9 protein-coding genes are annotated in these 13,051 nt (G+C 69.5%); all 9 read left to right on the top strand.

The window, feature by feature from the left end; genetic code table 11:
• Positions 1 to 151: 151 nt before the first annotated feature.
• Positions 152 to 379: a hypothetical protein gene (locus AUL34_RS09835; protein ID WP_061933542.1), complete on the top strand. Its 228-nt coding sequence runs from the start codon at positions 152 to 154 to the stop codon at positions 377 to 379.
• 201 nt (positions 380 to 580) lie between these two features.
• Complete coding sequence (gene pgi / locus AUL34_RS09830) at positions 581 to 2,230, top strand: glucose-6-phosphate isomerase (protein WP_061933541.1); 1,650 nt, start codon at positions 581 to 583, stop codon at positions 2,228 to 2,230.
• A gap of 8 nt (positions 2,231 to 2,238) precedes the next feature.
• Positions 2,239 to 4,728: a glycogen/starch/alpha-glucan phosphorylase gene (locus tag AUL34_RS09825; RefSeq protein ID WP_061933540.1), complete on the top strand. Its 2,490-nt coding sequence runs from the start codon at positions 2,239 to 2,241 to the stop codon at positions 4,726 to 4,728.
• A 227-nt stretch (positions 4,729 to 4,955) separates the two neighbouring features.
• On the top strand, positions 4,956 to 6,224 hold the full coding sequence (gene glgC, locus AUL34_RS09820; RefSeq protein WP_061933539.1) for a glucose-1-phosphate adenylyltransferase: 1,269 nt from the start codon (positions 4,956 to 4,958) through the stop codon (positions 6,222 to 6,224).
• A complete protein-coding gene (gene glgA, locus AUL34_RS09815; protein WP_061933538.1) occupies positions 6,221 to 7,666 on the top strand; it encodes a glycogen synthase GlgA in 1,446 nt (481 codons plus the stop codon). Before glgC ends, glgA begins: the two co-directional genes overlap by 4 nt.
• Positions 7,663 to 9,294, top strand: coding sequence for an alpha-D-glucose phosphate-specific phosphoglucomutase (locus AUL34_RS09810; RefSeq protein ID WP_061933590.1), 1,632 nt, complete (start codon positions 7,663 to 7,665; stop codon positions 9,292 to 9,294). Before glgA ends, AUL34_RS09810 begins: the two co-directional genes overlap by 4 nt.
• Positions 9,291 to 9,881 (top strand): DUF2585 domain-containing protein, encoded by a 591-nt coding sequence (locus tag AUL34_RS09805; RefSeq protein WP_202814944.1) that lies wholly within the window; start codon positions 9,291 to 9,293, stop codon positions 9,879 to 9,881. Before AUL34_RS09810 ends, AUL34_RS09805 begins: the two co-directional genes overlap by 4 nt.
• Before the next feature lie 12 nt (positions 9,882 to 9,893).
• Complete coding sequence (gene glgX / locus AUL34_RS09800) at positions 9,894 to 11,912, top strand: glycogen debranching protein GlgX (RefSeq protein WP_061933537.1); 2,019 nt, start codon at positions 9,894 to 9,896, stop codon at positions 11,910 to 11,912.
• 69 nt (positions 11,913 to 11,981) lie between these two features.
• The coding region (gene mutL / locus AUL34_RS09795) for a DNA mismatch repair endonuclease MutL (protein ID WP_156420863.1) at positions 11,982 to 13,051 on the top strand (1,070 nt) is incomplete at its 3' end.

Raw genomic sequence — 13,051 nt, 5'->3', positions numbered from 1 at the left:
GAAGCACCGGCAAGACCACCGCGGAGCAGGTCGGCACGACGGACCGACCCGCTTGGCGTGTCAAAACCGTCTGCAAAGGGGCAACCGCCTCGTCGGCTCGAACGTTTCGAACGGCACCCCCTGTGAAGGGTGCCCGTCAGGAGTCCCAGCCATGAGCACCGAGTCCCTTAAGCACGCTAAGTTCGACCGCGAGGACGGCACGTCGTTCGATTCGCCCATGGCCGTGGTGGAGGACGGGTTCCTGGACGCGCACGAGAAGCGTTCGATTCTCGGCGAGTGGAAGCGCCGCGTGGACGCGGAGAACCGCGCCGACGGCATCGACCCGATGTCGCAGACGCTGGATCACGCCATCGAGAAGCTGGCCGGCCTTCGAACCTGAGGTTTTCACCTCTCACGGGCCTGTGACGGGTAGGCAATTCCGTAATGGCTTTCGGCTATTGATCATCCCCGCCCGGTGCCGAGCCGGGGCGGGAGAGCCGAGGCTGTTCGGGAAACTGTTGGGCACGGCTGCGAAACGCTCTATCCTTCGGCGCCCGAGCGCGAGCCTGTCGGCTCGCCGACGCAGCCATGGATCGAACGCGTGACCGACCCGATCTCGAACGACGTAACTCTCGATCAGCTGAAGGCGCGGGGCGAAGCCGCGGCGCAGAAAGGCATCCGGGCCCTCTTCGCCGCCGACCCGGATCGCTTCCGCCGTTTCTCGTTCCGGCACGACGACCTCCTCCTCGACGTATCGAAGACCGCGCTGTCGGGCGACGACCTCGCGGCGCTTCACGCCTATGCCCGCACCGTCGGGGTCCTGGAGCGCCGCGACGCGATGTATGCGGGCGCGCGCATCAACACGACCGAGAACCGCGCCGTGCTCCACGTCGCCCTGCGGGCGCAGGTGGAGGACGGGTTCGCGGTGGAAGGCCAGGCGGTCGGCGCCGAGGTCGAGGCGGTCCTCGTGGCCATGTCGCGCTTTGCCGACGGCATCCGCAGCGGCACCACGAAGGGTGCGACCGGCAAGGCGATCACCGACATCGTCAACATCGGCATCGGCGGCTCCGACCTCGGGCCGGTGATGGCGGCGATCGCGCTGAAGCCCTATCACGACGGCCCGCGCGCCCATTTCGTGTCCAACATCGACGGCGCCCATATGGCGGACACGCTCGAGGGCCTCGATCCCGAGACGACGCTCTTCATCGTCGCCTCCAAGACCTTCACCACGATCGAGACCATGACCAACGCGCAGACGGCGCGCGCCTGGGTCGCAGCCGCTCTCGGCGAGGCGGCGGTCGGCGCCCATTTCTGCGCCGTCTCGACGGCGCTCGACAAGGTCGGCGCCTTCGGCATCGGCGCCGACCGCACCTTCGGCTTCTGGGACTGGGTTGGCGGTCGCTACTCCGTCTGGTCGGCGATCGGCCTGCCGCTGATGATCGCGATCGGACCGGAGCGCTTCCGCGAGTTCCTGGCCGGCGCGCGCGACATGGACCGCCATTTCCGGGACGCGCCGGCGGCGGAGAACTTGCCCTTGATCCTCGGCCTCGTCGGCTGGTGGCACCGCGTGCCGCAGAAGCACCGCACGCGCGCCGTGATCCCCTACGACCAGCGTCTCGCCCGACTGCCGGCCTATCTCCAGCAGCTCGACATGGAATCCAACGGCAAGCATGTCGGCCTCGACGGACGACGCGTGGCGACGGCGACCGGCCCCGTGGTCTGGGGCGAGCCCGGCACCAACGGCCAGCACGCCTTCTTCCAGCTCCTGCACCAGGGCACCGACATCATTCCGGTCGAGTTCATCGTGGGCGCCAACGCGCACGAGACGAGCCCCGAGATGCGCGTCCACCAGGATCTCCTTCTCGCCAACTGCCTCGCCCAGTCGGAAGCCCTGATGAAGGGCCGGACGCTGGAGGAGGCCCGGCAGCAGCTTCTGGACGCGGGCCGCTCGGAAGGAGAGGCCGAGCGCATCGCCCCGCATCGCGAATTCTCCGGCGACCGGCCCTCGATCACCATCCTCCACGATAAGCTCTCCCCCTTCGCCTTCGGCCGCCTCGTGGCGCTCTACGAGCACCGCGTCTTCGTCGAGGCCCAGCTCTTCGGCATCAACGCCTTCGACCAGTGGGGCGTCGAGCTCGGCAAGGAGCTGGCCACCGGCCTCCTGCCCGTGGTGCGCGGCGAGGCCTCGACCGACACCCGTGATTCCTCCACGGCGGGCCTCGTGTCCGCCATCGCCCATCTGAGGACCTGAGACCTGTCATGACCCCATCCAACCTCGCCGTCCGTCAGGCCCGCACGGAGCCCGGCGACAAGTCGCAGCCCCGGCTGAACGACACCGACACGATCGCCAAGGAGATCGTGGAGAAGCTGACCTACTCGATCGGCAAGACCACCGGCGCCGCGCGCATGCACGACTGGCTGGAAGCCACCACGCTCGTGGTGCGCGACCGAGTCATCGACAACTGGTTCAACTCGACCATCGAGACGCGGCGCAGCGAAGCCAAGCGCGTCTGCTACCTGTCGATGGAGTTCCTCATCGGCCGCCTCCTGCGGGACGCCATCTCCAATCTCGGCCTGACCGATCCGATCCGCGAGGCGCTGGCGCGCTACAATGTCGAGCTCGACCTCGTCGAGCTGCTCGAGCCGGACGCAGCGCTCGGCAACGGCGGTCTCGGGCGCCTCGCCGCCTGCTTCATGGAATCGATGGCGTCCACCGGCGTGCCGGGCTACGGCTACGGCATCCGCTACGTGCACGGCTTCTTCCGCCAGGAGGTGGTCGACGGCGCGCAGGTCGAACTGCCCGAGACCTGGCTCAAGCACGGCAATCCGTGGGAGTTCGAGCGGCGCGAGAGCTCCTACGAGATCGGCTTCGGCGGCAAGGTCATGAGCATCGAGGAAGGCGGGCGCATGCGCTCCGTCTGGCGCCCGGCCGAGCGCGTGCTCGCCGTCGCCTACGACACGCCCGCCGTCGGCTGGCGCGGTGCCCACGTCAACACGCTGCGCCTCTGGAGCGCCCAGTCGCTCGATCCGATCCTGCTCGACGCCTTCAACGCGGGCGACCACATCGGCGCGCTTCTGGAATCCAACAAGGCGGAGGCGATCACCCGGGTACTCTACCCCGCCGATTCGCACCAGGCCGGCCAGGAGCTGCGCCTGCGCCAGGAGTTCTTCTTCTCCTCGGCCTCGCTGCAGGACATCATCCGCCACCACCTCGCCCAGTACGACGACCTGACCAATCTCGCCGACAAGGTCGCGATCCAGCTCAACGACACCCACCCCGCCGTCTCGGTGGCGGAGCTGATGCGCCTTCTGGTCGATGTCCACGGCATGGAATGGGACGAGGCCTGGACGATCACGCGGGCGACCTTCTCCTACACCAACCACACGCTTCTTCCGGAAGCGCTGGAAACCTGGCCGATCCACCTCTTCGAGCGGCTTCTGCCGCGCCAGATGCAGATTATCTACCAGATCAACGCCGGCGTCCTGCGCGAGGCGACGCAGAACCAGGGCTTCGACGACGCCACCATCTCGGCGATCTCGCTAATCGACGAGGGCAACGGGCGCCGCGTGCGCATGGGCCAGCTCGCCTTCGTCGGCAGCCATGCCGTCAACGGCGTCTCGGCCCTGCACACGGAGCTGATGAAGCAGACCGTGTTCCATGACCTGCATCGGCTCTACCCCACCCGGATCGAGAACAAGACCAACGGCGTGACCCCGCGTCGCTGGCTGCACCAGGCCAATCCCGGCCTGTCCAAGCTGATCGACGAGACGATCGGCCCCGGTTTCCGCGACGACATCGACGAGATCGCCAAGCTCGACGCCCACGCCGGCGACGCGGCCTTCTGCGAGCGCTTCGGGGCGGTGAAGCGTCGCAACAAGGAGCGGCTGGCGACGCTGGTGCAGGAGCGGCTGGCGATCACGCTCGATCCCGACGCGCTCTTCGACATCCAGGTCAAGCGCATCCACGAGTACAAGCGCCAGCTCCTCAACATCCTGGAGACGGTGGCGCTCTACGAGCAGATCCGCTCGCTGCCCCATCTCGACTGGACACCGCGCGTCAAGATCTTCGCGGGCAAGGCGGCGCCCTCCTACGTCCAGGCCAAGGAGATCATCCACCTGGCCGGCGACGTCGCGCGCGTCGTCAACTCGGACCCGACCGTGCGCGGGCTTCTGAAGGTCGTCTTCATCCCGAACTACAATGTCAGCCTCGCCGAGATCATCATGCCGGCGGCCGACCTCTCGGAGCAGATCTCGACGGCCGGCCTCGAGGCGTCGGGCACCGGCAACATGAAGTTCGCCCTCAACGGCGCGCTGACCATCGGCACGCTCGACGGCGCCAATGTCGAGATGCTGGAGCATATCGGCGAGGACAACATCTTCATCTTCGGCCTGAAGGCCGACGAAGTCGCCAGGATGCGCACGGAAGGACATAGCGGTCAGGCGGTGATCAACAGCCAGCCGCTCCTGCGCTCGGCGATCGAGTCGATCTCGTCCGGCGTCTTCAGCCAGGGCGATCCCGGCCGCTACGCCAACCTGATGAACTCCATCCGCGACCGCGACTGGTGGATGATCGCCGCCGATTTCCGCGCCTACTGGGACACGCAGCGCCAGCTCGACGTCCTGTGGAAGGACCGCGCGGCGTGGAACGCGATCGCCACCCGCAACACCGCGCGCATGGCCTGGTTCTCGTCCGACCGCTCGATCCGCGAATACGCGCGCGACATCTGGAAGGCCGGCCCCGGCGCCTGAGGCCACGGCGGCTCGCGAGCGATGCCTCGAAGGCCCCGGCGGACGCACCGCCGGGGCCTTTTGGCGACATGGGTGCCGCGCGCCGCAAATTCTCTGTGCAAACCGCCGGGTGCGCCGGTTGCCGGTTGCGCCTCGGCCCTATCTTTCCCTGGCGGAAACACAGAAGAGTGGACCCGGGGCGCCCTCCGGCGGGAGGCCGAGGGCGGACGGCGCAGGAGGAGACGAGGATGGCTGACCACCGGCGCGCAGGGCCGATCTCCCGTGACACGATGGCCTATGTGCTGGCCGGCGGGCGCGGCTCGCGCCTCATGGAACTGACCGACGACCGCGCCAAGCCGGCGGTCTATTTCGGCGGCAAGTCGCGCATCATCGACTTCGCCCTGTCCAATGCGATCAACTCCGGCATCCGCCGCATCGGCGTCGCGACGCAGTACAAGGCGCATTCCCTGATCCGCCACCTCAACCGCGGCTGGAACTTCCTCAGGCCGGGGCGCAACGAGAGCTTCGACGTCCTGCCCGCCTCGCAGCGCGTATCCGAAGACCAGTGGTATGCCGGCACCGCGGACGCCGTCTACCAGAACATCGACATCATCGAGGCCTACGCGCCCGAATACATCGTCATCCTGGCAGGCGACCACGTCTACAAGATGGACTACGAGATCATGCTCCAGCAGCATGTCGACACGGGCGCGGACGTGACGATCGGCTGCCTGGAAGTGCCGCGCATGGAGGCAGTCGCCTTCGGCGTGATGCATGTCGACGAGAAGAACCAGATCACCGCCTTCGTCGAGAAGCCAGCCGATCCGCCGGCCATTCCGGGCCGTCCGGACACGGCGCTGGCCTCGATGGGCATCTACGTCTTCAACACCAAGTTCCTCGCCGAGCAACTGCGCCGGGACGCAGCCGATCCCGGCTCCAGCCGCGACTTCGGCCACGACATCGTGCCCTATGTCGTCAAGCACGGCACTGCCTACGCCCATACCTTCTCCTCCTCGGTGGTGCGCTCGGAGGCGGAGTACGGGTCCTACTGGCGGGATGTCGGCACCGTGGACGCCTACTGGCAGGCGAACATCGACCTCACCGACGTCGTGCCCCAGCTCGACATCTACGACCGCGACTGGCCGATCTGGACCTATGCCGACGTGACGCCGCCGGCCAAGTTCGTCCATGACGAGGACGGGCGGCGCGGCATGGCGATCTCCTCGCTGGTCTCGGGCGACTGCATCATCTCCGGCGGCTCGCTGCACCGCTCGCTGCTCTTCACCGGCGTGCGACAGAACTCCTATTCCGTGCTCAACGAGGCCGTGGTCCTGCCCCATTGCCATATCGGCCGGGGCTCGCGCGTGACGAAGGCGATCCTCGACCGGGGCGTCCACATCCCCGACGGGCTGGTGATCGGCGAGGATCCCGAACTCGACGCGCGCCGCTTCCGCCGCTCGGCCGGGGGCGTGTGCCTCGTCACCCAGTCGATGATCGACCGGCTCGCCCAGGGATGACCGCGGTCCTCTCCGTCGCGTCGGAGGTCTTTCCGCTGATCAAGACCGGCGGCCTCGCCGACGTCGCGGGCGCGCTGCCGCTGGCGCTCGGCGCCATCGGCGTCGACGTGACGACACTCTTGCCGGCCTATCCGTCCGTGCTCGGCCAGATCGAGGGCGCGCGCGAGGTGGCCGATATCGACGACCTCTTTGGCGGTCCGGCGCGCATCCTCCAGGCCGAGGTGGCAGGCCTTGCCATGCTGCTTCTGGACGCGCCCCACCTCTACGACCGGCCGGGCGGTCCCTATGTCGGGGCGAACGGCTACGATCACCCGGACAACTGGGCGCGCTTTGCCGCCCTCGGACGGGCGGGCGCCCTCATCGGCACCGGGCTCCTGCCCGGCTACCGGCCCGACATCGTCCATGCCCACGACTGGCAGGCGGCCCTCGCCCCCGTCTATCTCGAGCACATGGGGCCCGATCGGCCCCGCACCGTCATCACCATCCACAACCTCGCCTTCCAGGGCGCCTTCCCGCAGACGATCTTTCCCGAGCTCGGCCTGCCCGAAGTCGCCTGGGGCGTCGACGGGGTCGAGTACTACGGCTCGGTCGGCTTCCTGAAGGGCGGCCTGCGCGCCAGCGACCGGATCACCACGGTCAGCCCCAACTACGCCCGAGAGATCCTCAGCCCCGAGGGCGGCATGGGGCTCGACGGCCTGCTGCGCGGGCGCGAGGACCGCCTGTCCGGCATCGTCAACGGCATCGATGTCGAGACCTGGGACCCGAACACCGATCCCCATATCGAGGCCGGCTTCGACCGCGACACCCTGTTTCGCCGCGCGATCAACAAGCGGGCCCTGGAGGCTGAGTTCGCGCTTGCGGAGGACGACACGCCGCTTCTGGCGGTGGTCAGCCGCCTGACCTGGCAGAAGGGCCTCGATATCCTGGCCGAGAGCTGCGACGACATCGTGGCCGCCGGGTGCCGGCTCGCCGTGGTCGGCTCCGGCGACCGGATGCTGGAGGGCGCGTTCCTGTCGGCCGCGGCGCGCCATGCGGGGCGGATGGGCGTCCGCATCGGCTACGACGAGATCCTGTCGCACAGGGTGCAGGCCGGCGCCGACGCGCTCCTCGTTCCCTCGCGCTTCGAGCCCTGCGGCCTGACGCAGCTCTATGCGCTGCGCTACGGCTGCATGCCCGTGGTGGCCCGCGTCGGCGGCCTCGCCGACACGGTGATCGACGCCAACTTCGCCGCGCAGACGGCGGGCGTCGCCACCGGCATCATCTTCGCCCCGGTCACGCGCGAGGCGCTGATGGAGGGCATCGGACGCCTCCTGACCCTCTACGCAGACGCGCCGCTTTGGCGCGACATGCAGCGCACCGCCATGGCGAGCGACCTGTCCTGGACCGCCAGCGCACGCCGCTATGCCGACCTCTACCAGAGCCTCGTCGAGGAACGACCCTGATGATTTCGACCGTCGCGACCAAGCCCTTCGACGACCAGAAGCCCGGCACGTCGGGCCTGCGCAAGAAGGTCCCGCATTTTGCGCAAGCCAACTACGCCGAGAACTTCCTGCAGGCGATCTTCGACGCGACCGAGCGCCCGGCCGGCTCGGCGGTCGTGATCGGCGGCGACGGGCGCTTTCTCAACGCCACCGTGATCCGCAAGGCGATCCGCATGGCGGCGGCCAACGGCGTCGCCAAGGTGATCGTCGGCCAGAACGGCCTCCTGTCGACGCCGGCCGCCTCCAACCTCATCCGCCAGCGCAAGGCCGCCGGCGGCATCGTGCTCTCGGCCTCGCACAACCCGGGCGGGCCGGACGGCGACTTCGGCATCAAGTACAACATCGCCAACGGCGGCCCGGCCCCGGAGGGCGTCACCGACGCGATCTACCGCCGCACGCGCGAGATCCAGGACTACCGCATCTGGGACGGCGAGGCGCCGGACCTCTCGGTGATCGGCACGAGCCGCCTCGGCGACATGGAGGTCGAGATCGTCGATCCCGTCGCCGACTACGCCGCGCTCATGGAGACCCTGTTCGACTTCGCCAAGATCCGCGCGGCCATCGCGGGCGGCCTGACGCTGCGCTTCGACGCCATGCACGCCGTCACCGGCCCCTATGCCACCGAGATCTTGGAGCGACGGCTCGGCGCGCCGGCGGGCACGGTGCTGAACGGCGTGCCGTCCGAGGATTTCGGCGGCGGGCACCCCGATCCCAACGTCGTCTGGGCCGCCCCGCTCGTCGACATGCTGATGGGCCCGACCGCGCCCGACTTCGGCGCGGCGTCCGACGGCGACGGTGACCGCAACATGATCCTCGGGCGCGGCATCGTCGTCACGCCCTCCGATTCGCTCGCGATTCTCGCCGCCAACGCGCATCTGGCGCCGGGCTATGCCAAGGGCATCGCCGGCATCGCCCGCTCCATGCCGACCAGCCAGGCGGCCGACCGCGTGGCGCAAAAGCGCGGCATCGGCATCTACGAGACGCCCACCGGCTGGAAGTTCTTCGGCAACCTCCTCGACGCCGGCAAGGTGACGATCTGCGGCGAGGAGAGCGCCGGCACCGGCTCCGACCACGTGCGCGAGAAGGACGGGCTCTGGGCCGTGCTCCTATGGCTCAACATCCTCGCCGAGCGGGGCCAGTCGGTGGCCGAGATCGTGAAGGCGCACTGGGCCGAGTTCGGCCGCAACTACTACCAGCGCCACGACTACGAGGAGGTCGACAAGGCGGCCGCCGAGGAGCTGATGCACGATCTGCGCGGGCGCCTCGCCTCCATGGCCGGCCAGCGCTTCGGCACGCTCGTCGTCTCGGAGGCCGACGACTTCTCCTACAAGGATCCGATCGACGGCTCGGTCTCCACCGGTCAGGGCGTGCGCATCGTCTTCTCCGGCGGCTCGCGCATCGTCTTCCGCCTGTCGGGCACCGGCACGGTGGGGGCCACCTTGCGCGTCTATCTCGAGCGCTTCGAGCCCGATCCGTCCCGCCACGACCTCCCCGTCGAGGAGGCCTTGAGGGAACTCGTCGAGACGGCGGACGCCATCGGCGAGATCAAGGCCCGCACCGGCCGCGCCGAGCCGGACGTGCGCACCTGAGCGCATCGTCCGCCCTGCCGGGCGCGCGGCGCATCTCGCCGCGCGCCGTCGCCCTCGTCCTCGGCGCCGTGGCGGCGACGGCCGCCATCCTTCTCTGGATGGGCCGGGTGCCGATCTGCGCGTGCGGCACGGTCAAGCTCTGGCACGGCACGGTGGTGAGTTCGGAAAACTCGCAGCACCTGTCGGACTGGTATTCGCCCTCGCACCTCATCCACGGCTTCCTGTTCTACGGGCTTCTCCACCTCCTCGCCCGGCGGTGGTCGCTCGGAAGCCGGCTGGTGGCGGCGACGCTCATCGAGGCCGCCTGGGAGATCACGGAGAACACCAATGCCGTGATCAATCGCTACCGCGAGGCCACGATCGCGCTCGACTATTTCGGCGACAGCGTCGTCAACTCGATGGCCGATATCGGCTTCATGGTGGCGGGCTTCCTTCTCGCCTCCCGCCTGCCGGTCTGGCTCACGGTCGCTATCGCGATCGGCTTCGAGATCCTGACCGGCTGGCTGATCCGCGATAACCTCACCTTGAACGTCCTGATGCTTCTCTATCCCCTCGAGGCCGTGCGCGACTGGCAGGGCGCGCTGTAGGGACGGGAATCCATGGCAACCATCACGGCAGAGCGCGGACTGCCCGAGCGGCTGGGCGCGAGCCTCCAGGCGGACGGGGCGCATGTCGCGGTCTTCTCCGCCCATGCGACCCGGATCGAGCTCTGCCTCTTCGATCCCGGCGGGATCACGGAAGCCAAGCGGCTGGCGCTGCCCGGTCGCGCGGGCGACGTCCATTTCGGCTTCGTGCCGGGACTGGACGAGGGCGCGCTCTACGGGCTACGCGCCCATGGGCCCTACGACCTCCGCCGAGGCCATCGCTTCGATCCGTCAAAGCTCCTGGTCGATCCCTATGCGCTGCAGCTCGACCGGCCCTTCGTCTACCACACGGCGCTTGGGAGCCCGGCCGTGCGGCAGCTCGACACCGCGGCGCTGGTGCCGCGTGCCGTCGTGTGCCGGCCGGAAGCCGGAGCGCCGGTGCTGCCCCGCCGCGCCCCCGGCTTCACCTACGAGCTTCTGGTCCGCGCCTATACGCAGCGCCACGACGGCGTGCCCGCGGAGTTGCGCGGCACGCTCGGGGGGCTCGCCGAACCCGCGGTCCTCGACCACCTCTCGCGCCTCGGTGTCGAGACCGTAGAGCTGATGCCGCTCACGGCCGCGATCGACGAACGGCACCTCGTCCACCTCGGCCTCTCCAACGCCTGGGGCTACAACCCGGTCTGCCAGATGGCGCCCGACCCGCGCCTCGTGCCGGGCGGCTGGGCGGAGGTGTGGCGCGTGACCGGGGCGCTCCACGCGCGCGGCATCCGCGTCCTTCTCGACATGGTGCTGAACCATTCGGGCGAAAGCGACCATGGCGGGCCGACGCTGTGCTATCGCGGGCTCGACAACGCCACCTACTACGCCGCCGACCCGGACGAGCCAGACCGGCTCGTGAACGACACGGGCACCGGCAACACCTTCGCCTTCTGGCGCGAACCCGTGATCCAGCTCGGGATCGACGCGCTGCGCGCCTGGGTGGAGTTCGGCGGGGTGGACGGGTTCCGATACGATCTCGGCACGATTCTCGCCCGCACGCCGGAGGGCTTCCGGCCCGACGCGCCGTTCCTCCAGCGCCTCATGGCCGATCCGGTGCTGCGGGATCGGCTCCACGTGATGGAGCCCTGGGACATCGGCCCTGGCGGCTACCAGGTCGGCGCCTTCCCCGCGCCGTTCCTCGAATGGCAGGACCGGTTCCGCGACGACGTCAGGCGTTTCTGGCGCGGCGAAGGCGGGCTTCTTTCCGCGCTCGCCACCCGCCTCGCCGGCTCGCCCGATCTCTTCGCCGGGCCGGGTCGCAATGCGGCAGCGGGCGTCAACTTCGCCGCCGCCCATGACGGATTCACGCTGGCCGACATCGTGGCCTTCGCCGACAAGCACAACGAGGCCAACGGCGAGGGAAACCGCGACGGGCACGGCGAGAACCACTCCTGGAACAACGGTGTGGAAGGCGAGACCGACGACCTCTCGATCCGCGCCGCCCGCCGGCGCGACATCCGGGCGCTGCTGGCGACGCTCTTCGTCGCGCGCGGCAACCCGATGATCGTCATGGGGGACGAGATGGGCCGCACGCAGCGCGGCAACAACAACGCCTACGCGCAGGACAACGAGACCGTCTGGGTCGACTGGGCGGCCGCGGATGGGGACCTCGCGGCCTTCACCGCACGGCTCGCGACGTTGCGCGCGGCCGTTCCCGCGCTTCACGCCCCCGCCTTCCTGACCGGCGCCGGCGTCGACGGTGCACCGGATGTCGCCTGGCTGGGGATCGACGGCGCGCCGATGGGACCGGACGACTGGCAGGACGGCCGCCGGCACTGGCTCGGCGCGCGGATGGCAGCGCACGGCTCGGCGGCGCTCGTCTATCTCAATGCCGGCCGCGACGGGCTCTCCCTGCGTCTGCCGCCTGCCCCGCCGGGACGCTCCTATCGCCTCGCGCTCGCCTCGGACCGGCCGGACGAGGCCGAGCGGACCCTCGACCCGGACGCGGCGCTCGCCGTCGGGCCCCGGTCCGTCGCGATCGTCGTGGAAGGCTGAAAGCCGCCGTTTGCCCCGGCGCGCGCCACAGCCTATGTGACAGGCAGTCCCCCGCGCCGAAGGCCCGCGATGCCGATCCGCCAGCTCTCCGAAACCCTGATCGACCAGATCGCCGCCGGCGAGGTGGTGGAGCGGCCGGCGAGCGTCGTGAAGGAACTCGTCGAGAACGCGCTGGATGCGGGCGCGCGGCGCATCGAGATCGTGACGGCGGGCGGCGGCAAGAGCCTCGTGCGCATCACCGACGACGGCTGCGGCATTCCCGTGTCCGAACTGCCGCTCGCCGTGCGCCGCCACTGCACCTCCAAGATGGACGGCGGGCTTCAGAGCATCGAGACCCTCGGCTTCCGGGGCGAGGCGCTGCCCTCGATCGGCTCGGTGGCGCGTCTGTCGCTCCGCTCGCGGGCGCGCGGCGCGGACGCGGCGCACGAGATCCTCGTGAATAGTGGGCGCCAGGACGGACCCCGGCCGGCGGCCCTCTCGGCCGGCACGGTGATCGAGGTGCGCGACCTCTTCCATGCGGTGCCGGCGCGCCTCAAGTTCCTCAAGAGCGACCGGGCGGAATCGGCTGCGATCACCGAGGTCGTGCGCCGCATCGCCATCGCCTTTCCCGGCGTGCGTTTCGAGATTTCGGGCGACGACCGCAGCCCGCTCGTACTGCCGGCCGTGGCAGAGACCCAAGCCCTCGAGCGCATCGGCGCAATCGTCGGCGAGACCTTTGCCGAGAACGCCTTTGCGCTGGATGCCGGCCGCGAGGGCGTGTTCCTCACCGGACATGCGGGCCTGCCGAGCTTCCATCGGGGCACGGCGCAGCACCAGTATGTCTACGTCAACGGCCGGCCCGTACGCGACCGGCTGATCCTGTCGGCGATCCGCGGCGCCTATGCCGACGTCATGCCGCGCGACCGGCATCCAGTCTGCGTCCTGTTTCTCCAGGTCGACCCGCGCGACGTCGACGTCAACGTCCATCCGGCGAAGGCCGACGTGCGCTTCCGCGATCCGGGCCTCGTGCGCGGCCTCGTGGTGGGCGCGATACGGGCCGAACTCGCGCGCCTGTCCTTGCGCGGCTCGACCGAAGGGGCGGACGGCCTGATGGCGCGCTTCCGGGCGGGCGGCATGGCGGGCGCCGCGCCCATTGGGCC

It is taken from the genome of Aureimonas sp. AU22 (assembly GCF_001463745.1).
In the GTDB taxonomy this organism is placed as follows: domain Bacteria; phylum Pseudomonadota; class Alphaproteobacteria; order Rhizobiales; family Rhizobiaceae; genus Aureimonas.
Note: the sequence above shows the minus strand (reverse complement) of the source record. Positions and strands in the feature narration are given on the sequence as shown.